This is a genomic window from Achromobacter sp., from assembly GCF_050285565.1.
Taxonomy (GTDB): Bacteria; Pseudomonadota; Gammaproteobacteria; order Burkholderiales; family Burkholderiaceae_B; genus Achromobacter.
Map to the genome: position 1 here is coordinate 1 of NZ_JBLZXG010000007.1, position 20,426 is coordinate 20,426.

Below are 20,426 nucleotides of genomic sequence, written 5' to 3' on the forward strand. Positions count from 1 at the left end.
CTCTTTGTCACCACTGCGCTGCCCTACGCCAACGGATCCTTCCACATCGGCCACATCATGGAGTACATCCAGGCCGACATCTGGGTTCGTTCGATGCGAATGGCGGGCCACACGGTGCACTTCGTGGGTGCCGACGACGCGCACGGCGCGCCGATCATGCTCAAGGCCGAGAAAGAGGGCATCACGCCGCAGGCGCTGGTGGCGCGCTACGCCGCCGAACGTCCGCAGTACCTGAATGGCTTTCACATCCGGTTCGACCACTGGCACACCACCGACTCGCCCGAGAACGTCGCGCTGTCGCAGGACATCTACCGCGCGCTCAAGGCCCAGGGCCTGATCGAGACCCGTTCCATCGAGCAGTTCTACGACCCGGTCAAGGGCATGTTCCTGGCCGACCGCTACATCAAGGGCGAATGCCCCAAGTGCCACGCCAAGGACCAATACGGCGACTCCTGCGAGGTCTGCGGCGCGGTCTACGCCCCGACCGACCTGATCAACCCCTACTCGGCCCTGACCGGCGCCACGCCGGTGCTGAAGTCGTCGGATCACTTCTTCTTCAAGCTGTCCGACCCGCGCTGCGTCGAATTCCTGCAGCAATGGACCACCGGCAGCAATGCGCACGGCGGCAAGCACCTGCAACCGGAAATGCTGGCCAAGACGCGCGAATGGCTGGGCGCCGAGGACGGCCAAGCCAAGCTCGGCGACTGGGACATCTCGCGCGACGCGCCCTATTTCGGCATCGAGATCCCGGACGCGCCGGGCAAGTATTTCTATGTCTGGCTGGACGCGCCGGTGGGCTACCTGGCCTCGCTCAAGTCGTACTGCGCCGTCCGCGGCCTGGACTTCGACGCCCTGCTCGACCCGGCCGGCAGCACCGAACAGGTGCACTTCATCGGCAAGGACATCGTCTATTTCCACGCGCTGTTCTGGCCCGCCATGCTGAAGTTCGCGGGCCGCAAGACGCCGGACGCGATCAACGTGCACGGCTTCATCACCGTCAGCGGTGAAAAGATGTCCAAGAGCCGCGGCACCGGCATCTCGCCGCTGCGCTACCTGGAACTCGGCATGAACGCCGAGTGGCTGCGCTACTACATCGCCGCCAAGCTGAACGCCCGGGTCGAGGACATGGACTTCAACCCCGAGGACTTCATCGCCCGCGTCAACAGCGACCTGGTCGGCAAGTACGTCAACATCGCCAGCCGCGCCGCCAGCTTCATCACCAAGCACTTCGACGGCGCCCTGGCCTACTCGGGCGACACCGCCGCGCTGTCGGCCGAATACGCCGCGCAGGCCGAGTCGATCCGCGCCGCCTTCGAGGCGCGCGAGTACAACCGCGCCATCCGTGAAATCATGGCCTACGCCGACCGCATCAACCAGGCCTTCGACACGGCGCAGCCGTGGGTGCTGGCCAAGGGCATCGCCAGCGCCGATGACGCGCAGAAGGCCGCGCTGCAGGACATCTGCTCGCGCTCGCTGGCCGGCTTCAAGGCCCTGTCGGTAATGCTGGCGCCGGTGCTGCCGGCCCTGGCCGAGCGCGTCGCCCGCGAACTGTTCGCGGCCGACGCCGACTTCACCTGGGCCGACGCCGCGGTGTTGCCGCGGCGCGTGGCGCCGTTCAAGCACCTGATGCAGCGCGTCGAGCCGCAGATGCTGGAAGACCTGTTCGAGCCGCCCGCCGCCCCCGCCGTGATCCCCGGCGGCGAGCCGCTGGCCGACACCATCTCGATCGACGACTTCGCCCGCGTCGACCTGCGCATCGCGCAGATCGTCAACTGCGAACACGTCGAAGGCTCGACCAAGCTGCTGCGCCTGACGCTGGACGTGGGCGAAGGCCGCCACCGCAACGTGTTCTCCGGCATCAAGTCGGCCTACAAACCGGAAGACCTGATCGGCAAGCTGACCGTCATGGTCGCCAACCTGGCGCCGCGCAAGATGAAATTCGGCGTCTCGGAAGGCATGGTGCTGGCCGCCAGCCACGCCGACGAGGCGGTCGACACCGGCATCTACGTGCTGGAACCGTTCCCCGGCGCCAAACCCGGCATGCGCGTGCGCTGAGCAGCAAGCGCTCCCGGTGAAAGCGCCCGCCGATCGGCGGGCGCTTTCATGCGGCGCCGATCCGCGCGGGACGCGATCAGTCCTTGCTAGGCGCCAGCGCCGGATCGAGCGAGACGCGCTCGTCGAACACGAAGCACTTGCCTTCGAACCCCGGCCCACCGGTTTCCTCGAAGTACTTGAGAATGCCGCCGTCGAGCTGGTAGACGTTCTCGATACCGGCTTCGTTCATGTAGATCGCGGCCTTCTCGCAGCGGATGCCGCCGGTGCAGAAGCTGACCACCGTCTTGCCCGCCAGCTCGGCGCGATGCGCCTGCACCGCGGCGGGAAACTGCGTGAAGCGGTCGATGCGCCAGTCGATCGCATCGCGGAAGGTGCCTTCGTCGACTTCAAAGGCGTTGCGGGTGTCCAGCATTACCACCGGGCGGCCGCTGTCGTCGGCGCCCTGAGCCAGCCAGCGCGCCAGCGTCTTGGCGTCCACGCCCGGCGCGCGGCCGGCCTCGGGCCGGATCGCCGGATGGTTCATGCGGATGATCTCGCGCTTGATCTTCACCAGCAGCTTGCGGAACGGCACCTGCGCGCTGTGGCTGAATTTGACTTCCAGGTCGGCAAAGCGGCCGTCGCCACGCAACTGCCGCAGGAACGTGTCGATGCCGTCGGCCGTGCCGGCCAGGAACAGGTTGATGCCTTCCTCGGCCAGCAGGATAGTGCCTTTCAGCCCGGCCGCCCCGGCCTCGGCCAGCAGCCGCGCGCGCAACTCGGGCAGCGCGTCCAGCGAAACGAATTTGTAGGCGGCGATATTGACGACGGAAGACATGGCAAAGCGTGGCGAAAAACGACGAAGGCCGTAATAGTAATCGCAGCCCCGCGCCGGCTGCTCGGCGCGAAGCTGGCGCGGGCCGCCGCGCCCGTGGCTCAGCGCCGCACGATTTCCTGTTCCACCACCGTATCCAGCACCCAGCGCAGGCCCGAGGCATCGGCCGGCGGATTCGGATCCCTGACCTCGACCACGCGCAGGCGATAGCGGATGCCCGGCTGGAAATTGAAGCCGGTGATGTCGCCATACCAGAGCTGCCAAGGCTGCGCCGGGGTATCGCGCACCTGGTAGCACATGGCACGGCCGGCGCCAGCGTTGCACGGCACGCGTTCGGCGTTGACGTAGACCAGCTTGGTCGCGCCCACCTGGCCGCCGGCGACGGGATCGAGGCGGCGGCCGAAATCCAGCGTGTCGCCGTTGCTCAGGGCCCACGTCATGCGCTGCGGGTTGTTGCTGTTGTCGAACGAGGTGGCGGTGATGCGCGTCATCGCGGCCAGGAAGTCCCTTTCGAGCGCCATGTTCACTGGCGCGCAGGCCTTCATCGTCGCCACCGGGTCGGACTGGATGATCAATTGGCCGTTGGCCACGGTATAGGGCGCGCTGTAGGTGTTGCAGCCGGCAAAGCCGGTCGCGCGCGTGGCGCCCTGGTCATGCAGGAAGCCGATGGTCAATGGCACCGAATGGGACGAAGGATGCGGAATCTCGCGCAACGCGCCGCCCGGGCGGGTCCAGCGCGCGAGATCCCAATTCGTCTGGGCCAGCACGTCCGAGGCGGCCGCCGGCTGAAAGCGTGGGTCGCGTCCGTCGGCAGTGCGCGGCGGCGCGGCGCAGGCCGCCAGCATCAGGCCGAGCGCGCAGGGCGCGATCCAGCGCCAGGAAGGGGACAAGGGCATGGAAATCTCCCGCAAGAAACCAGGAACCGCGCCACCGCACGCTTGCGGTGGCGACGGGCAGCGCCCATTGTAGGGGCGGCCGGGGCTCGGGCGCGGGCGGCCAGCCCGGGCAGGCTTCGCGTCAGGGTGTCGGGGGATCCTGGCGCCGTTCGAATTCGAGCACGTCGCCGCCGCGCAGGTTGAAGGTCAGGTGGCGCGGCGCGCCGCCGCTGTCCAGCGTGAAGGTTTCAATCGCGCCCAGGCCGCGCAGGTAGTCGTTCTCGAGTGCGGCGCGCGCCGCGGGCACGCAGGCCATGCGGGTGGCGGCGGGCGCGTCGATCGACAGCTTGCCGCTCTGCAGCTTGTAGCTGCCCAGGTACCGATTGCAGCCCGAAAAGCCTTCGGCGCGGTATTGCTTGCCCTGTGCCAGGAAGGTCAGGCGGATCGGCTCGCCATTGTCGCCATGCGGAATGTCGCGCAGGGCGCCGCCGGGCTGGGTCCAGCGCACCAGTTCCCAACTGGTCTGGGCCAGCGAATCCGCGCTGCTGGCCGCGTTGGCGGCGGCCGCGCCCTGGGCGCGCGCGCCGCCGGTCGAGCCGGCACAGCCGGCCAGCGCCATGGCCAGCAGCCCGGCGCCGACCAGGCGGCAAGGCGAAGACAACAGGAAGTTAATCATGGACAGCACTCCTGAAAAGACACAACCTCGACTGTAACCGCCATGGGGCCGGCACGTCGCGTGCCGGCTCAAGCGTCGCGTGCCTCCTCCCGACAGCCGAATCCCAAAGCCGCACAACGCCGCCGCGCGCGTTACGCCGCGCGTCCGACGGGGTGCATCGTTTGCCGCATGGCGGCCGGCCGCCACGACGCGCAGAATCGGATGACGCTTCGCGCCTGGCCGGCGACGGGCGGGGGGGGACGACAACAACTATTTCCGGAGACGCGGCGATGGGCATGCTGAGAACCTTGCTGGCACTGTCCGTCGTGCTCGATCACCTGGGCGGCGGCACCACCGACTGGCTGGTGGGCGGACGCCTCGCCGTGCAGCTCTTCTACGTGATCTCGGGCTTCCTGATTTCGTATGTGTTGACCGCCACCGACCACTACCGCGGCGCGCCGGGCCGGTTCTATGCCAACCGCGCGCTGCGCCTGTACCCGGTCTACCTGGCGGTGGCCGCGCTGACCCTGCTGGCCTATGCCGGCAACGGCGGCGCCGCATTCTGGCGGGTCTACGACGGCCTGCCGCTGGCCGCGAGCGTGTTCCTGGCGCTGTCGAATCTGGTGATCCTGGGACAGGACTGGCTCATGTTCTTCGGCATCGAGCACGGCGCGCTGGCGTTCACCGGCAGCTTCGCGCATAGCGACGTGCCCTTGTATCAGGGCCTGCTGGTGCCGCAGGCCTGGACGCTGGGAGTCGAACTGAGCTTCTATCTGATCGCGCCCTTCGTGCTGCATTCGCCGCGGCGCCTGCTGGTTCTGCTGTTGGCGTCGCTGGCGCTGCGGGTGGCGCTGGTCGCCAGCGGCCTGGGCGTGAGTGATCCCTGGACCTACCGCTTCTTTCCGACCGAGCTGGCGCTGTTCCTGGCCGGTTCGCTGTCGCACCAGGTGCTGCTGCCGCGCTGGCAGGCCTGGATGGCCCGCGCGCCGCGCCTGCCCGAGGTGGGCACGGGACTGCTGCTGCTCTATATGCTGGCGCATTTTTCGATCGCCCTGCCGCACACCGTGCGCGACGGCCTGGCGGTGCTGCTGTTCGCCGCGCTGCTGCCACTAGCCTTCCTGTTCCAGTCGCGCCACCGCCTGGACAAAGTAGTCGGGGAACTGAGCTACCCGATCTACATCTGTCACGCGCTGGTGATCCTGTTCTTCGATTGGCTGCTCGATGGCACACGGATGCACCAGCCGGCGATGTTCACCGCGCTGGTGGTGGCCGGCTGTATCGGTTTCGCGGCGCTGTTGAATACGTGGATCGCCGATCCCGTGGAGCGGCTGCGCCGGCGCCTGCGCCGCGCCCCGCCAGGCGCCACCGCGCCCCGGCCGCAGGCGCGCGCCAGCGGCGGCGCGGTGGGAACGATGCGCCGCGCGCCTTCGACTATTCGCCGCGTGCCTTGATATAGGCCGCCAGCACCTGCTCGATCTGGCGTTTTTCCTGCTGGCTCAGGCGCGCATAGGTGGCGTAGGACACTGTCTCAAATGGCCAAGGTGGCGCAGCGGCGCAGCAGCCCGCGCTGACGACGGGTTCGGCAGGAGCGGGATTGAGCATCGGGCCTTCGCCGGTGCTGAGCCACATGGGATTGACCCGCAGCGCGCGGGTCAGCTTGATGAGCGCGTCGCTGGAGGGTTGCAGGCGCTGGCCGCTTTCATAGTTACCGATGGCGCTTTGCGACAGGTTGCTCGCGACTGCCAGATCCTTCTGTGTCCATCCCTGAAGCATTCTTGCATTGCGCAGACGATGGCTAAACGTGTCCAATCGATCAACCTGAGACATTAATATGAATTTATTTATTTGATTAAAACATCTCAATACGGCCGGCAAATAAACGGATTACACCCCAATTCCGTGGTTAATCCGTAAATCGCGGGCGGCCCCGCGACCCGCGCCCGGCGGCACCACCACATCACCGCGACGGCCTGCGCGGCATCGCAAAAAAAACCATTGCTATCATCGGTTTGCGCCCGTGCCCGCGATGCCTTGCCGGGCCGCCCGGCGGTGCCGCCGCGCCGGCCGGAATGGTTGAAGCCGGCCGAGTTTATGTGTTTTCCAACGACAGAATAGAAAATAATGTATCGGTAATACTTAATATTTTATTGTCGTAAAGGCACAAACAAACGCGGCGCAAGCGTTTCGCCGCGATGGGCGTCCGCATCGCTGTTACCAGAAGAAACTACAGAAACGTATCTTCACAAAAAAACACGCCCGTGTTTAAATGAAACACGGGCGTGACTTCCATGCGGAATCGGATCATCGGCGGCCAGGGCGTGACACGCCCGAACCAGGCGCCGTCCCAGACCCCGATCGCGGCCTCGACCGCGGCCCAGACGCAGATCCATTGTTCAGACCTTCGCCCGCCACCACACAACACCGCCAGATGCCGCCACATCATGGCGCAGCAGAGGGAGAGGGCATGACACGCAGGAATCACGCGGTCGCAGGCGCAGGCGGGCATCCATGAACAACAACACGCTCGATGTCATCTTTCTCGGCCACGACGACGCCCGCCACGCCCGGCTGGTCGAGGCCTTGTCCCATCTGGGCTTCAGTGTGCGGCGCTGCCATGACCTCGCCGACGTCTATGACCGCTATTCGCGCCGACCGAGCCCATTGATCATCCTGGAAGCGCCCCTGCAGGATATCCACAACGCCGCCGTGCGCCTGCGCGCCATTGACCGCAGTCTGGGCATCGTCGCCATCGCGCCGTTCGGCGCCGAGGAAAACCGCATCCGCACGCTGCTCTGTGGCGCCGACGCCTGCCTGCCCCCGGAAGTGACGGGACTGGAACTGGCGGCGGTGCTGCAGGCCCTGGTGCGGCGCGCCGTCGGCCTGGATCTGTCCGACCCGGCGGCCGAGCCGGCGCCCGAGGAACCGCTGCAGGAAACCTGGCGGCTGGCCAACAAGGGCTGGACGCTGGTCAGTCCCGCGGGCCACAGCCTGGGACTGACGACCGGCGAACGTGATTTCCTGACACGGCTGGTCAAGGCCCCCGACCGCAAGATCAGCCGCGATGCCTTCCATCCGGACGGCGCCGAGGATGCCGACGGGGCGATTACGCGGCGCCGCTTCGTCGACGTGATGATCAGCCGCCTGCGGCGCAAGGCGGCCGCCCACCACATGACGCTGCCGATCCGCGCGGTGCATGGCTGGGGCTATATGTTCGCGGCGGATATCGCGCTGGAGCTGGATCCGCGGGAGACAGGCGAGGAGGGTCGTCAGGAAGGACGGGAGGCGTGGCGCCGCGACGCGGTGGATGCGAACGCGCCATCTTATTGATACGCTACGGGACGGCCGGCGCGAGGCGAAAAAAACGCGGCGCTGCCCCGAAGGTAAGACGCCGCGCTAAAACAACACGTGAGCCTGGAGTCATCAGCCGGCACTGATGCCTTCTACCTAGATCACGCGATTCCAACATTCGTGCCTCATACTACTCACGCACGGACTGGCCGTGAGCCCGGCCGGGGTCTCTAGTCCCCGTCCAAGCTGCAGCGTGATAACGCCCGGGGATTTCGTCCGCCCTGGCAGCTGGCGGGCTTATCGCCCGTATCAGCGGCGTTCCTCTCGGATAGCCGCGTGATGAAGGCAGTTTAGGGCGTCGGCCGCAATTCAAGTAATTCTTTGTTGATAGCCTTCTATACATATTGGATATAGCAAGCCATGCGCGCTAGGTATAGCAAGCCGTGCGCGCGCGCCTATAGAATGCTGGCAAAGGATGCCCCCCCGCCATGCCCAATCCCCTGACCGGCTTCGCGCACCGCGCACGCCGAGTGCTTGCCCTCATTCCACCCAACTGGTGCCTTGCCATCCTGGTGGCGCTGGACGGGTATGCCTTCATGCACCCGGTGCTGCGCGAAGTGCGCGCGCGCGAGTATTCGTTCTGGCTGGCGCTGGACAACTGGCATGACGTGATGCAGGTGGTGGGCCTGCTGGAGATTCCGCGGCTGGTGCTGGGCGTGGGCCTGCAGATCATCGCGCTCGGTCTGATTCTGAAGGCGCGCATCGCCTGGGCTTTTTCGCTGGTGCTGCTGATCGGCATCGGCACCTTCGCCATCCTGGGCGACAGCGGCCGCGCCGGCCTGGGCATCTACACGCTGGTGCTGGTGGTCGCGCTGATCGCCTATTGGCGCCGCTTCGACCGCGCCAGCGTCACCGCGGGCTCGCTGTTCGCCCTGGTCAGCATGGTGTCGCTGCTGATCTACGCGGTGTTCGGCACACTGTATCTGGGCGAGGAATTCAACCCGCCGATCAAGGATGCGGCGACCGCGCTGTATTTTTCCATCGTCTCGATGTCGACAGTGGGTTATGGCGACATCACACCACACAGCAACGCGGCGCGGCTGTTCACGGCGTCGATTATCATTCTCGGCATCACCGTCTTCGCCACCTCCATCAGCGCGATCGCCGGCCCGGTGATCGGCGGCAACCTGAAGCGGCTGGTCAAGGGCCGGTTTTCCAACGCCATGAGAAAAAACCACATCATCATCGCTGGCGCCACGCCCCTGGCCCTGAGCGTCTACGACGGCCTGCGCCGCCGGGGCGATGAGGTCACGGTCATCGTGCCGGCCGGCGTGCCGCAGGAATACCCGGCCGCCACCGATCTGATCGAAGGCGATCCGTCCAGCGTCGAGGTGCTGTGCAGCGCCGGCGTGGCCCGCGCGCGCTACGTGCTGGCGCTGCGCGAGGACGACGCCGAGAACGCCTTCATCGTGCTGGCCGTCAAGGAGGCCACCGGCGAACAGGGCGCCAAGACCGTGGCCCTGGTCAACACCAGCAAGCACCTGGAAAAGATCCGCCGGGTGCAGCCCGACCTGGTGTTCTCGGTGCAATTGCTGGGGGCCGAATTGCTGGCGCGCACCATCAACGGCGAACCGCTGGACAGCCAATCGATCACCGATCTGTTCTTCGCCAAGGCCACGCCGCAGGCCAAGGCCGGCTGACGCGCGGCCGGCGCGGCCCGCGTGGCCGCGCCGATTGCGCGGCGCCGTCAGCCACAGCGATAGACGTTGCCCGACAGCGTGACGTTGGTCTGTTCCAGGTGATCCTTGCCGCCGGTCTGCCCGGCGCGTTGCGTCAACAGATACACCACGTTTCCCCCCATGGCCGCGGCGCGGTTCTTCAAGTCATTGCGCGCGCCGGTCTCCAGGTCGGCGTTGGCGGTGATCGCCCCCGCCAGGAAATTGCCCTGACTGCCGGTGACATCGCCCAGGAAGACGCATTCCTTGCCAGGTTCGTTGTGGGTGATGCGCACGCTCGCGGCGGCGCCGGGCGCCAGCGCGGTAGGTGCGCAGGCCGCCAGCGTGGCGGCGCAGGCCATGAGGGAAGCGATACGCAGCGTATCGCGGGACAGCGCGAACAGGGTTTGCATGACAGCAGGCATCCATCGAAAGGACGTGGGAACCCGGCGCCCGGCCTCGGACCGGGCGCGCGGCGGAAAACGGCAAAGCGGAGGCGGCGTCAGTCGGCGGTTGCGTCGCCGGGCGCCGGACCGGGTTGATATTCGAGCAGGTCACCAGGCTGGCATTGCAGCACTTCGCAGATGCGCTCCAGCGTATCGAAGCGCATGCCCTTGACCTTGCCCGATTTGAGCAGCGACAGGTTCGGCTCGGTAATGCCGATCTCCTGGGCCAGTTGGCGCGCCTTCATCTTGCGCTGCGCCAGCATCACATCCAGCCGTACGATGATCGCCATCAGATGAATCCCCGGTTCTCTTCCGCGACCTGGGCCGCCTCTTCCATGGCCCAGGCCAGGGTGAAAAGCAGCCCGCCAAGCAAGCCGAGCAGGATGTCGCTGATGTCGATGCCGACCATCAAATAGCGCCCGCCCGGCCCATTGGCCAGCGTCAGCGCCAACATCAATACGGTTTTCAAGGCCGGCACCGCGACGCTGAACACCGTGACCAGCAAGGCAATGCCGCGCAGCCGCCGGGCCGTGGCCACGGTCAGCACATCACCGCGGCTGAAGTCGCAAAACATCGCATGGGCATGAGCAATGGCGCGCAACGCCAAGGCCGCCAATACCCCGAACAAGGCAAAGCCCAGCACCCGGTACGCGGGCCCCAGGTTCAGGCGCGGCAAGGTGACGGGCGCGGCCGGTTCCGCATAGGCCGGCGCCGTGACGCCGAGAAAGGAATACAGGCCGCGGGCCAGCACGGCCTCGGGGGTGAAGAACCACATGCCGATCAGTGCCGCGACCAGGATCACCGCAGCCACGATCAGCAGGCCACGCATCCAGCGCGACAGCCCACGAATGCGGGCCAGGCGGCGCGCGCCGCTGGCGGGTGGCAAGGTCTGCTGGGTGGATGAAGCGGTCGGCGCGGCTGTCATGGCGGTCTCCGGATGACATTGCTGGGGTGACGAAGTTGCTGTAGTGTAGCAATAAATTATCGTTTAACAATAAGTTTTTATCCCGAAAAAGGAAAACCATGCGGGTCTCCCTGGCGGTGGCATCGCTGCTTGCCGTGCTGCTGTACTTCGTGTTTTCAGCCCCATGCGGCCGCGCGGCCGACCCGGGCGAACGGCCGTGCCGCGGCGCGGCCTTCGCGCAAGGTGGGCGCGGCGGCGTTCTGTGGTCGCTGGGAAACCGCTTTTCGTTATTGAACCTGCCGCTGCGCGCGCTATGACGCCGCGGGCACCGGCGGCTGCGCCGCTTTCTCGGCATACCACCGCACGAAATCGGCCGACGGCATGGGCCGGGCAAACAGGTAACCCTGGATGAACGGCACGCCGCGCTGCGTCAGGTAGTTGAACTGTTCGGGCGTTTCAACACCCTCGGCCACCACGGCCAGGCCCAGGCGATGCGCCAGGGTGATGATCACGTCCAGCACCGGCGCCTCTTCCCCGGTGGGCTGGATGGCGTGCACAAAGCCCTTGTCGATCTTCAGGTAATCGACCGGGAATTTCTGCAGGTACGACAGCGAGCAATGGCCCGTGCCGAAATCGTCGATGGCCACGAAGACGCCTTCGGCTCGCAGCGCGTCGATGTTGCGACGGGCCTGGCCGTTATCGGCGATAAGGCTGCGCTCGGTGATTTCCAGCACCATCAATGACGGCCGGATGGCGGCGCGGAACGCCTGCACATCGGCCACCAGCGTCGCGCACGACAGATGCTCGGGCGCCACGTTCACGGCGATATGGAAATCCGGCGGTGTGTCCCAGCCCTGCATGTCGCGCCGGATCAGCTTGAGCAGATGCTGCGTCAGCGGCACGATCATGTTCTCGGCCTCGGCCGCCGCGATGAAGATGTCGGGCCGCACCGGCCCCACGCCGGGACGGTGCCAGCGCATCAGCGCCTCGACGCCTTCGCAGCGTCCGGTGGCCTTGCCGTACACCGGCTGGTATTCGACGTGGAATTCGTCGGCCAGCATGGCGCGGCGCAGTTGTTCCTTGAACGATTGCCGGTTCACCTGCAGCCGGTAGGCGCCAAAGGCCAGCAATGCGCCACACAGCAGCGCCACGGGCAGATAGGCCATCAGCAATTGCTGCCAGGCGCGCACCACGATCTCGGGCGGCGCCATCACCCTGACAACCAGGTCGCCGCGGCCGGCGACCGGCTCGGCCGATTCGAACAGGCGCTCGGAGAGCGCCGCGTTCCAGCCATCGTTGCGGATGGGCGCGCCCCGGCCCAGCGTCACCTCAAGCTGATAGGATCCGAGCGAGGACACCGCGTTGAGCAGATCCTGCACATAGCGGCCGTCGACCACCACCACGCCGCCACGGCCCTGCTCGCCCGCCATGCCCAGCAGCAGGGCCGGCCGCTCGGGCGCCTGGGGTGTGCCGGACACGCTGACAAACCATTGCGTCGGCGGCGTGTCGGCCGGCCAGCGGTGGAATGCACCGGTGTCGTAATCCACCTCGCCCAGGGCCGACGAGCAATAGATGTGCTCGCGCTTGACCAGCAGCAGCGAGCGGAAATAGGGATTGAGCGTGCCCCAGCGGTACAGGTCGGGGCGCGCCGCCTGGCAGGATTGCCCGGACAGGGCCGTGACGCGCGGCAGGATGTCCATGGCGCCGGCCATGATCTGTTCGGTCTGCAGCCGCACGATCCGCCCCGCCGTGGCGGCCTCGGCGCGTTCGGTGCTCAAGGCGTGCAGCCAGCTCCAGCCGATGCAGCCGAGCACGGGCAGCACCAAGGCCAGCGCCACCGGGAAATAGCGCCAGGACGGCACGCGAACCGTCATTCCTGAGGTGGGCACATCTTCCTCGCAGCGTCAGTCGTTGGGGGTGACGCAAGGATACAGGGCGATGCGGCCCCGCGCATCCATGCCGGCGCGTTCCTTGGCGGCAGCCGCGCCCGGAGGATCGACCGACGCCACTACAGCAAGGCACAGATCAGCGCCACGTGCGCCTCGCGCCGCTCGGGCAGATTGAGGCGTTCGTCCGGGCCCAGCAAGATCGCCATGAAGATGGCGTGAACCACCGGCGACAGCAGCAGCCAGGGGTGCCGCAGCGCCGCGCCATCGCCGCACAGGCCGCGCGCGCGCGCCAGCTCCAGCAACTGCGCGATGTCGGCCTGGTGCGCATCGGCGGTCTGCTCGCGCCAGCGTCGCGCCAGGTGCGGCACCCGCAGGCTTTCGGCCAGCAGCAGGCGCATGGCGGTGATCATGGCGGGATTGGCGAGGCTGGCATAAAGGTGATTGACGAGACGCTCGGCCAGGTGGCGGGGAGTGGCCGCGCCTTCGACCAGGGCGCGGGCATCGAGCCGCGGCGGGCAGAGGTAGCGCGCCAACAGCGCTTCGAAGACCTCTTCCTTGCTGGCGAAATGCGCGTACAGGCCGCCCTTGGACAACCCGGCGCGCAAGGCGATGTCATCCATGCGGGCGCCGGCATAGCCGGCGACCGAGAACTCCTGCAACGCGGCGTCGAGGATCTGCCCGGCGCGCACGGTTGGAGGGAGACGCAGACGTTGCGTGCTCATCACCACTGCTCCCTGTGCAAGTTGGCGCGCGCTCACGGCGCCGGCCAACAACGCCATTAAAAACCGACCAGTCAGTCGCTAACTTGATCCCGATCAAGGATTGATCAGGAGGGCGACGGCAAAATGGCTACAAAGTCGGATTTGTCCTGCATCAGGCCACAAGCCCGGTTGCGCGACGATCCGTCCCCCATGCGCGGCAATCTCGCCGCCCGTGCGCCCCGGAGCCATCATGCCGATCACGCCCCTGTCAGCCCCCCAGCAGAATGCGGCGCACGCAGGCCGGTTCGATGACGACGCCTGGCGGCAGTGGCCCTTTGCGCTCTGGCGCCAGGGCTTCACGCAGGCACAACTGGGCTGGGACGCGTTTGCCCGCGCCCTGCCCCTGGCCGACCCGCACCAGCGCGCGCTGGCGGCCTTCGCCGCGCGCCAGTGGCTGGAACTGCTGGCGCCCGACAACAATCCGTATACCAATCCCGTGGTGTGGCGCCAGACCGCGCGGGAAGGCGGCGCCAACCTGCTGCGCGGCGCGTATAACGCCTGGGAGGACGGCCTGCGCCAGTGGGCCGGGCTGCCTGCGGCCGGGGCCGAGCGCTTCCGCCCCGGCCATGAGGTCGCGGCCACGCCCGGCAAGGTGGTGCTGCGCAACCGATTGGGGGAATTGCTCCAGTACCGGCCCACGACCGACCGGGTAAGGCCCGAGCCGATCTTCATCGTGCCGGCCTGGATCATGAAGTACTACGTGCTGGATCTGTCGCCCCACAACTCGCTGATCGCCTATCTGGTCGGCCAGGGCTACACAGTGTTCTGCGTGTCGTGGAAGAACCCCACGGCCGCCGATCGCGAGCTGGGCCTGGAGGACTACCTGCGCCTGGGCGTGCGCGAACCGTTGGACGCGATCGCGGCAATCGTGCCCGGCGCCGCGGTGCACGCGGTCGGCTACTGCCTGGGCGGCACGCTGCTGACGATGGCCGCCAGCGCCATGGCGCGCGACGGCGACCGGCGCCTGGCCAGCCTGAGCCTGCTGGCGGCGCAGACCGACTTCAGCGAACCGGGCGAGCTGGGCCTGTTCATCGATGCATACCAGGTCGCGCTGATGGAAACCGAGATGGCGGCGCTGGGCTACTTCCCGGCGCGGCAAATGAGCGGCGCGTTCCAGTTGCTGCGCGCACAGCAACTGGTGTGGTCGCGCATGACCGCCGAATACCTGTTGGGCCAGCGCCGTCCCATGAACGATCTGCAAGCCTGGAACGCCGATGCCACCCGCATGCCGGCGCGCATGCACGGCCAGTACTTGCGCCACCTGTACCTGGACAACGACCTGGCCGCCGGCCGCTTCACCGTGGACGGCAAGCCCGTGCGGTTGGCGGACCTGCGCCTGCCGACTTTCTGCGTTGGCACCGAAACCGACCACGTCGCGCCGTGGCGCTCGGTCTACAAGCTGCACGGCCTGTCGCCGGCGCCGCTGACGTTCGTGCTGACCAGCGGCGGCCACAACGCCGGCATCGTCAGCGAGCCGGGCCATCCGCGGCGGCACTTTCGCAGCCTGACGCGCGCGGCGGGGGAACCGGCGCTGGCACCGGACGCCTGGCTGGCGGCGGCGGCGACGCACGAAGGCTCCTGGTGGCCCCACTGGCGCGCCTGGCTGGACGCGCGATCCGGCGCGCCGCGCCGCCCGCCCCCCTTGGGCGCCGCGCGCAAGGGCTATCCCGTGCTGGGCGATGCGCCGGGCACTTACGTGATGGAGAAATGAGCATGCCCCGCCGCCCCCTTGCGCGATGGCGCCTCGCGCGGCTGGCGCCGGCCGCCCTGGCCGTGCTGCTGGCGCAAGGCTGCGTCTCGCTGGCGCCGCCGTATGCGCGGCCCGCGGCGCCAGTGGCCGCCGTCTTTCCCGGTCAGGCCGCCACGCCCGGCGACGCGGCGCCGGCCGCGGCCCGGATCGACTGGCGCGGCTATTTCACCGACCCCGTGCTGCAAGGCCTGATCGCCGACGCCCTGGCGCACAACCGCGATCTGCGCGTGGCCCTGCTGCGGGTCGAGGAGGCGCGCGCGCTTTACGGCATCCAGCGCGCCGACCAGTTTCCCACCCTCGGCGTCCAGGCGGACGGCAGCCGCGGCCGCACCCCGGGCGACCTGAACCTTACCGGTCAACCGCAAGTGGCGAGCCAGTACCAGGTCGGCGTGGGCATGGCGGCCTGGGAACTGGACTTCTGGGGCCGCGTGCGCAGCCTCAAGGACGCCGCGCTGGAGAACTACCTGGCGTCGGACGCCGCCGCCGAGGCCGCGACACTGAGCCTGATCGCGCAGGTGGCCGACAGCTATCTGTCGCTGCGCGAGCTGGATGAGCGCTTGGCGCTGACGCGCGAGACGATCGCCTCGCGCGAAGAATCGCTGCGCATCTTCCGCCGCCGCTACGAGGTCGGCGCGATCTCGAAACTCGACCTGACGCAGGTCGAAACGCTGTGGCAACAAGCCCGCGCGCTGGGCGCCGACCTGGAGCAGGCCCGCGCCACGCAAGCGCACGCGCTGGAGCTGTTGACCGGCCAGCCCTTGCCGCTTCCCCTGCCGCGCGCCGGCCTGGATGACGACAGCGTGATGCGCGACTTGCCGGCCGGATTGCCGTCGGATCTGCTGACCAACCGGCCCGACATCGTCGCCGCCGAGCACCAGTTGCGCGCCGCCAATGCCAACATCGGCGCGGCCCGCGCCGCTTTCTTTCCCCGCATCACGCTGACCGGCGCCTTTGGCACCGCCAGCGCCGAGCTGGACGGCCTGTTCGGCGCCGGCAGCCGCGCCTGGAACTTCGCACCGACCCTCGATCTGCCGATCTTCGACGCCGGCCGCCGCGGCGCCAACCTGGATCTGGCCGAAGTCCGCCGCGACCAGGCCGTGGCCAGCTATGAACGCGCCATCCAGAGCGCCTTCAAGGACGTGGCCGACGCGCTCTCGGCGCGCCGCTGGCTGGCCGAGCAGGTGCAGGTGTTGCGCGCCACCGTGGACGCGCAAAGCGAGCGCGCGCGGCTGGCCAAGTTGCGCTACGACCACGGCGCCTCGCCCTACCTGGAGGTGCTGGACGCGCAACGCGACCTGCTGGCCGCCCAGCAGACGCTGGTGCAGACCCGCCGCGCGCTGTTGTCGGCCCGCGTCGGCCTGTACGCCGCGCTAGGCGGCGGCACGCAGGCGCGCGCCACGCCGCCCGCCCCGCCCGCTCCCGCCGCCGCCCCGCCCCACACAGGATCCGCCTCATGAAGCTGCCCACCCGAAAACTGATTCCCCTGTTCGCGATCGTGGCCGTGGCCGCCGCCGGCTACTACGGCTGGCGCATGCTGTCGGACAATGGCCCCGGCCCGGGCTTCATCAGCGGCAATGGCCGCATCGAGGCCACCGAGGTCGACGTCGCCACCAAGCTGGCCGGACGGGTGCAGGACGTGCTGGTGGCCGAGGGCGATTTCGTCAGCGCCGGCCAGCCGCTGGCCCGGATGCAGATCGACACGTTGCAGGCGCAGCGCGAAGAGGCCCGCGCCCAGTACCAGCAGGCCGTCAACAACGCCGCCAGCGCCGCCGCGCAGGTAGCGCAGCGCGAAAGCGACAAGCTCGCCGCCGAGGCCGTGGTGGTGCAGCGCGAAAGCGAGCTGGACGCCGCCCGTCGGCGCCTGGCGCGATCCGAGACCCTGTCCAAGGAAGGCGCCTCGTCGATCCAGGAACTGGACGACGACCGCGCCCGGGTGCGCAGCGCCCAGGCCGCGGTCAACGCCGGCCGCGCCCAGGTCAAGGCGGCGCAGGCCGCCATCGACGCCGCCCGCGCCGCGCAGGTGGGCGCCCGGTCGGCGATCGACGCGGCCCAGGCCACCATCGCCCGCATCGAGGCCGATATCGCCGACAGCGAACTGCGCGCCCCGCGCGATGGCCGCGTGCAGTATCGCGTGGCCCAGGCCGGCGAGGTGCTGGGCGCCGGCGGCAAGGTGCTGAACATGGTCGACCTGGCCGATGTCTACATGACGTTTTTCCTGCCGGAGCAGGCCGCCGGCCGCGTCGCCCTGGGCCAGGATGTGCGCATCGTGCTGGATGCGGCGCCGCAATACGTCATTCCGGCCAAGGTGTCGTTCGTGGCCAGCACCGCGCAGTTCACGCCCAAGACGGTCGAGACGGCCACCGAGCGCCAGAAGCTGATGTTCCGCGTCAAGGCGCAGATCGACCCCGAGCTGCTGCGCCAGCATCTGCGCCAGGTCAAGACCGGCCTGCCCGGCGTGGCCTGGCTCAAGCTGGATGGCGATGCGCAATGGCCCGCCAACCTTGAAGTCAAGGTGCCGTGATGAGCGCGGCCACGACGGCCTCCCCCGCTGCGGTGGTCAAGCTGTCGGGGGTGTCGCTGCGCTACGGCAAGACGCTGGCGCTGGACGACATTTCGCTGCACATTCCGGCCGGCCGCATGGTCGGCCTGATCGGCCCGGATGGCGTGGGCAAGTCGAGCCTGCTGGCGCTGGCGGCCGGCTCGCGCGCGGTGCAAGCCGGCAAGGTCGAGGTGCTGGGCGGCGACATGGCCGACAAGCGCCATCGCGATGACGTCTGTCCGCGCATCGCCTACATGCCGCAGGGGCTGGGCAAGAATCTCTACCCCACGCTGTCGGTGGAAGAGAACCTGCAATTCTTCGGCCGCCTGTTCGGCCACGGCGCGGCCGAGCGCCGCCGCCGCATCGACAACCTGACGCGCAGCACCGGCATGGCCGCGTTCCTGTCGCGCCCGGCGGGCAAGCTGTCCGGCGGCATGAAGCAGAAGCTGGGCCTGTGCTGCGCGCTGATCCACGACCCCGATCTGCTGATCCTGGACGAACCCACCACCGGTGTCGATCCGCTGGCGCGGGCGCAGTTCTGGGACCTGATCAACCAGATCCGGCGCGAGCGCCCGGGCATGAGCGTGATCGTCGCCACCGCCTACATGGACGAGGCCCAACGCTTCGATTGGCTGATCGCCATGGACGACGGCCGCGTGCTGGCCACCGGCACCCCGGACGAACTGCGCCAGCGCACCGGCAGCGGCTCGCTGGAGGCCGCCTTCATCGCCCTGCTGCCCGAGGAAAAGCGGCGCGGGCACAAACCCGTCGAGATCACGCCCCTGGCGCTGGGCGACGACGCGCCCATCGCCATCGAGGCGCGCGACCTGACCATGCGCTTCGGCGACTTCGTCGCCGTCGACCACGTCAACTTCCGCATCCGCAAGGGCGAGATCTTCGGCTTTCTCGGCTCCAACGGCTGCGGCAAATCCACCACCATGAAGATGCTGACCGGCCTGCTGCCGGCCAGCGAGGGCCAGGCCTGGCTGTTCGGCGCCGAGGTCGACCCGCGCAACCTCGACACGCGCCGCCGCGTCGGCTACATGTCGCAGGCGTTTTCGCTGTATGGCGAGCTGACCGTGCGGCAGAACCTGGTGCTGCATGCGCGGCTGTTCCATGTGCCCGAGTCGGCAATCCCCGGCCGCGTGGACGAAATGGTGGCGCGCTTCGACCTGGGTGAATCGCTGGACGAATTGCCCGAAAAGCTGCCCATGGGGGTGCGCCAGCGCCTGTCGCTGGCGGTGGCCATGGTGCACAAACCCGAGCTGCTGATCCTGGACGAACCGACCTCGGGCGTGGACCCGGTGGCGCGCGACAACTTCTGGCGCCTGCTGATCGCGCTGGCGCGGCAGGATCAAGTCACCATTTTCATCTCGACCCATTTCATGAACGAGGCGCAGCGCTGCGACCGCATGTCGCTGATGCACGCGGGCAAGGTGCTGGTCAGCGCCGCGCCCGACGAAATCACCCGGATGCGCGGCGCCCGCACGCTCGAAGAGGCCTTCATCGCCTACCTGATCGATGCGGGCGCGGGCACCGCGCCCGAGACCGCCCGGGAAACCGAACCGTCCCCCGCCGCGCTCGCGCCGGCGCCGGCCGCCGAGCCGCGCGGCTTCAGCCCGCAACGCATGTTCAGCTACATGTGGCGCGAGGCGCTGGAACTGCGCCGCGATCCGGTGCGCGCCACCCTGGCGCTGGCCGGCTCGCTGCTGCTGATGTTCGTGATCGGCTTCGGCATCAGCCTGGACGTGGAAGACCTGCGCTATGCCGTCATGGATCGCGACCAGACCACGCTGAGCCAGAACTACAGCCTGAACCTGGCGGGCTCGCGCTACTTCATCGAACAGCCGCCCATCACCAGCTACCAGGACATGGACGCGCGCATGCGCAGTGGCGAACTGTCGCTGGCGATCGAGATTCCGCAGGGTTTCGCGCGTGACGCCGAGCGCGGCCGCAACGCCCAGATCGGCGTCTGGATCGACGGCGCCATGCCGCAGCGCGCCGAAACCATCCGCGGCTACGTGCTCGGCATGCACCAGGGCTGGCTGCAGCAGCAGGCGCGCGAACGCCTGGGCGCCGCCGCCACCCAGGGAGTCGGCATCGAGACGCGCTTTCGCTACAACCCCGACGTGCGCAGCCTGCCGGCGATGGTGCCGGCGGTGATTCCGCTGTTGCTGCTGATGATGCCGGCCATGCTGACAGCGCTGGCGGTGGTGCGCGAGAAGGAACTGGGCTCGATTATCAACCTGTACGTCACGCCGGTGACGCGGCTGGAATTCCTGCTGGGCAAACAGGCGCCCTACGTGGCGTTGGCGATGCTGAATTTCCTGTTGATGACGCTGATGGCCGTGACCCTGTTCGGCGTGCCGATCACCGGCAGCTTCACCACGCTGCTGGCGGCCGCGCTGCTCTACAACATCGTGGCCACCGCCATCGGCCTGCTGGCCTCGACCTTCACCCGCAGCCAGATCGCGGCGCTGTTTTTCACCATGATCGGCACGCTGGTGCCGGCGGTGCAGTTCGCCGGCCTGCTCAATCCGGTGTCGTCGCTGGAAGGCGGGGGCAAGCTGATCGGGGAGGTTTACCCCGCCACCCACATGCTCACCATCAGCCGCGGCGTGTTCAGCAAGGCGCTGGATTTCTCCAACCTGCAGGGATCGTTCTGGCCCCTGATCGCCGCGATTCCCGTGATCCTGGGCGCGTCGGTGCTGCTTCTGAAAAAGCAGGAGACCTGAGCC

General features: G+C 68.0%; 18 protein-coding genes. 9 read left to right on the forward strand and 9 right to left on the reverse strand.

Translation table 11 applies throughout. The features are described 5' to 3' along the window. Window positions 1–2,055: methionine--tRNA ligase (gene metG / locus ACN6O8_RS15635; RefSeq protein ID WP_427991948.1), on the forward strand; the 2,055-nt coding region annotated here is incomplete at its 5' end. Between the two features lie 76 nt (window positions 2,056–2,131). On the opposite strand, the gene ACN6O8_RS15640 is transcribed toward metG, so the two are convergent. The 3 genes from ACN6O8_RS15640 to ACN6O8_RS15650 all read right to left on the reverse strand — a co-directional run bounded on the left by ACN6O8_RS15640 (window position 2,132) and on the right by ACN6O8_RS15650 (window position 4,417). After that, a complete protein-coding gene (locus ACN6O8_RS15640) occupies window positions 2,132–2,869 on the reverse strand; it encodes a sulfurtransferase (protein ID WP_427991949.1) in 738 nt (245 codons plus the stop codon). A 98-nt stretch (window positions 2,870–2,967) separates the two neighbouring features. After that, a complete protein-coding gene (locus ACN6O8_RS15645; RefSeq protein ID WP_427991950.1) occupies window positions 2,968–3,762 on the reverse strand; it encodes an META and DUF4377 domain-containing protein in 795 nt (264 codons plus the stop codon). A 121-nt stretch (window positions 3,763–3,883) separates the two neighbouring features. Next, window positions 3,884–4,417, reverse strand: a complete 534-nt coding sequence (locus ACN6O8_RS15650) for an META domain-containing protein (protein WP_427991951.1) — start codon at window positions 4,415–4,417, stop codon at window positions 3,884–3,886. A gap of 275 nt (window positions 4,418–4,692) precedes the next feature. Here ACN6O8_RS15650 and ACN6O8_RS15655 point away from each other — a divergent pair, with 275 nt between their 5' ends. Next, a complete protein-coding gene (locus tag ACN6O8_RS15655) occupies window positions 4,693–5,847 on the forward strand; it encodes an acyltransferase family protein (RefSeq protein WP_427991952.1) in 1,155 nt (384 codons plus the stop codon). Here ACN6O8_RS15655 and ACN6O8_RS15660 read toward each other — a convergent pair. Then, window positions 5,828–6,223: a helix-turn-helix domain-containing protein gene (locus ACN6O8_RS15660; protein WP_427991953.1), complete on the reverse strand. Its 396-nt coding sequence runs from the start codon at window positions 6,221–6,223 to the stop codon at window positions 5,828–5,830. The genes ACN6O8_RS15655 and ACN6O8_RS15660 overlap by 20 nt on opposite strands. A gap of 681 nt (window positions 6,224–6,904) precedes the next feature. Between ACN6O8_RS15660 and ACN6O8_RS15665 the strand changes: the two genes are divergently transcribed. Then, complete coding sequence (locus ACN6O8_RS15665; protein ID WP_427991954.1) at window positions 6,905–7,723, forward strand: response regulator transcription factor; 819 nt, start codon at window positions 6,905–6,907, stop codon at window positions 7,721–7,723. Between the two features lie 449 nt (window positions 7,724–8,172). Further along, window positions 8,173–9,384 carry a voltage-gated potassium channel protein gene (gene kch / locus ACN6O8_RS15670; RefSeq protein WP_427991955.1) on the forward strand — a complete coding sequence of 404 codons (1,212 nt, stop codon included), beginning with the start codon at window positions 8,173–8,175 and terminating at the stop codon, window positions 9,382–9,384. Window positions 9,385–9,431: 47 nt separating this feature from the next. Here the strand turns inward: kch and ACN6O8_RS15675 are convergent, their stop codons facing one another. The 3 genes from ACN6O8_RS15675 to ACN6O8_RS15685 all read right to left on the reverse strand — a co-directional run bounded on the left by ACN6O8_RS15675 (window position 9,432) and on the right by ACN6O8_RS15685 (window position 10,770). Then, window positions 9,432–9,812 (reverse strand): DUF4156 domain-containing protein, encoded by a 381-nt coding sequence (locus ACN6O8_RS15675; protein WP_427991956.1) that lies wholly within the window; start codon window positions 9,810–9,812, stop codon window positions 9,432–9,434. Between the two features lie 89 nt (window positions 9,813–9,901). Beyond that, complete coding sequence (locus ACN6O8_RS15680) at window positions 9,902–10,135, reverse strand: helix-turn-helix domain-containing protein (RefSeq protein ID WP_427991957.1); 234 nt, start codon at window positions 10,133–10,135, stop codon at window positions 9,902–9,904. Beyond that, window positions 10,135–10,770, reverse strand: a complete 636-nt coding sequence (locus tag ACN6O8_RS15685) for a hypothetical protein (protein WP_427991958.1) — start codon at window positions 10,768–10,770, stop codon at window positions 10,135–10,137. The genes ACN6O8_RS15680 and ACN6O8_RS15685 overlap by 1 nt, the downstream gene beginning before the upstream one ends. Before the next feature lie 98 nt (window positions 10,771–10,868). On the opposite strand from ACN6O8_RS15685, the gene ACN6O8_RS15690 reads away from it, so the two are divergent. After that, complete coding sequence (locus ACN6O8_RS15690) at window positions 10,869–11,066, forward strand: hypothetical protein (RefSeq protein ID WP_427991959.1); 198 nt, start codon at window positions 10,869–10,871, stop codon at window positions 11,064–11,066. Here the strand turns inward: ACN6O8_RS15690 and ACN6O8_RS15695 are convergent. Further along, entirely contained in the window at window positions 11,061–12,638 is a 1,578-nt protein-coding gene (locus ACN6O8_RS15695) for an EAL domain-containing protein (RefSeq protein WP_427991960.1), read from the reverse strand. The two genes, ACN6O8_RS15690 and ACN6O8_RS15695, sit on opposite strands and share 6 nt — an antisense overlap. Before the next feature lie 119 nt (window positions 12,639–12,757). Further along, complete coding sequence (locus ACN6O8_RS15700; RefSeq protein WP_427991961.1) at window positions 12,758–13,360, reverse strand: TetR/AcrR family transcriptional regulator; 603 nt, start codon at window positions 13,358–13,360, stop codon at window positions 12,758–12,760. A gap of 229 nt (window positions 13,361–13,589) precedes the next feature. On the opposite strand from ACN6O8_RS15700, the gene ACN6O8_RS15705 reads away from it, so the two are divergent. From ACN6O8_RS15705 to rbbA, 4 genes are read left to right on the forward strand one after another with little or no spacing between them, the layout of a single operon-like run. Next, the gene (locus ACN6O8_RS15705; RefSeq protein ID WP_427991962.1) at window positions 13,590–15,110 is read left to right on the forward strand and encodes a PHA/PHB synthase family protein; all 1,521 of its coding nucleotides are present in this window, start codon (window positions 13,590–13,592) and stop codon (window positions 15,108–15,110) included. Window positions 15,111–15,112: 2 nt separating this feature from the next. Further along, window positions 15,113–16,606 carry an AdeC/AdeK/OprM family multidrug efflux complex outer membrane factor gene (gene adeC / locus ACN6O8_RS15710; RefSeq protein ID WP_427991963.1) on the forward strand — a complete coding sequence of 498 codons (1,494 nt, stop codon included), beginning with the start codon at window positions 15,113–15,115 and terminating at the stop codon, window positions 16,604–16,606. Continuing rightward, window positions 16,603–17,670, forward strand: coding sequence for an HlyD family secretion protein (locus ACN6O8_RS15715; RefSeq protein ID WP_427991964.1), 1,068 nt, complete (start codon window positions 16,603–16,605; stop codon window positions 17,668–17,670). The genes adeC and ACN6O8_RS15715 overlap by 4 nt, the downstream gene beginning before the upstream one ends. Beyond that, window positions 17,670–20,423: a ribosome-associated ATPase/putative transporter RbbA gene (rbbA, locus tag ACN6O8_RS15720; protein WP_427991965.1), complete on the forward strand. Its 2,754-nt coding sequence runs from the start codon at window positions 17,670–17,672 to the stop codon at window positions 20,421–20,423. Before ACN6O8_RS15715 ends, rbbA begins: the two co-directional genes overlap by 1 nt. The last annotated feature ends 3 nt before the right edge of the window (window positions 20,424–20,426 follow it).

What these genes read in the sequence shown, in the direction of transcription:
- kch (WP_427991955.1), top strand. Translation starts at nt 8,173, where the DNA reads ATGCCCAATCCCCTGACCGGCTTCGCGCACCGCGCACGCCGAGTGCTT.
- ACN6O8_RS15685 (WP_427991958.1), bottom strand. Translation starts at nt 10,770, where the DNA reads ATGACAGCCGCGCCGACCGCTTCATCCACCCAGCAGACCTTGCCACCC.
- rbbA (WP_427991965.1), top strand. Translation starts at nt 17,670, where the DNA reads ATGAGCGCGGCCACGACGGCCTCCCCCGCTGCGGTGGTCAAGCTGTCG.
- adeC (WP_427991963.1), top strand. Translation starts at nt 15,113, where the DNA reads ATGCCCCGCCGCCCCCTTGCGCGATGGCGCCTCGCGCGGCTGGCGCCG.
- ACN6O8_RS15680 (WP_427991957.1), bottom strand. Translation starts at nt 10,135, where the DNA reads ATGGCGATCATCGTACGGCTGGATGTGATGCTGGCGCAGCGCAAGATG.
- ACN6O8_RS15645 (WP_427991950.1), bottom strand. Translation starts at nt 3,762, where the DNA reads ATGCCCTTGTCCCCTTCCTGGCGCTGGATCGCGCCCTGCGCGCTCGGC.
- ACN6O8_RS15650 (WP_427991951.1), bottom strand. Translation starts at nt 4,417, where the DNA reads ATGATTAACTTCCTGTTGTCTTCGCCTTGCCGCCTGGTCGGCGCCGGG.
- ACN6O8_RS15715 (WP_427991964.1), top strand. Translation starts at nt 16,603, where the DNA reads ATGAAGCTGCCCACCCGAAAACTGATTCCCCTGTTCGCGATCGTGGCC.
- ACN6O8_RS15665 (WP_427991954.1), top strand. Translation starts at nt 6,905, where the DNA reads ATGAACAACAACACGCTCGATGTCATCTTTCTCGGCCACGACGACGCC.
- ACN6O8_RS15705 (WP_427991962.1), top strand. Translation starts at nt 13,590, where the DNA reads ATGCCGATCACGCCCCTGTCAGCCCCCCAGCAGAATGCGGCGCACGCA.
- ACN6O8_RS15655 (WP_427991952.1), top strand. Translation starts at nt 4,693, where the DNA reads ATGCTGAGAACCTTGCTGGCACTGTCCGTCGTGCTCGATCACCTGGGC.
- ACN6O8_RS15690 (WP_427991959.1), top strand. Translation starts at nt 10,869, where the DNA reads ATGCGGGTCTCCCTGGCGGTGGCATCGCTGCTTGCCGTGCTGCTGTAC.
- ACN6O8_RS15660 (WP_427991953.1), bottom strand. Translation starts at nt 6,223, where the DNA reads ATGTCTCAGGTTGATCGATTGGACACGTTTAGCCATCGTCTGCGCAAT.
- ACN6O8_RS15675 (WP_427991956.1), bottom strand. Translation starts at nt 9,812, where the DNA reads ATGCAAACCCTGTTCGCGCTGTCCCGCGATACGCTGCGTATCGCTTCC.
- ACN6O8_RS15640 (WP_427991949.1), bottom strand. Translation starts at nt 2,869, where the DNA reads ATGTCTTCCGTCGTCAATATCGCCGCCTACAAATTCGTTTCGCTGGAC.
- ACN6O8_RS15700 (WP_427991961.1), bottom strand. Translation starts at nt 13,360, where the DNA reads ATGAGCACGCAACGTCTGCGTCTCCCTCCAACCGTGCGCGCCGGGCAG.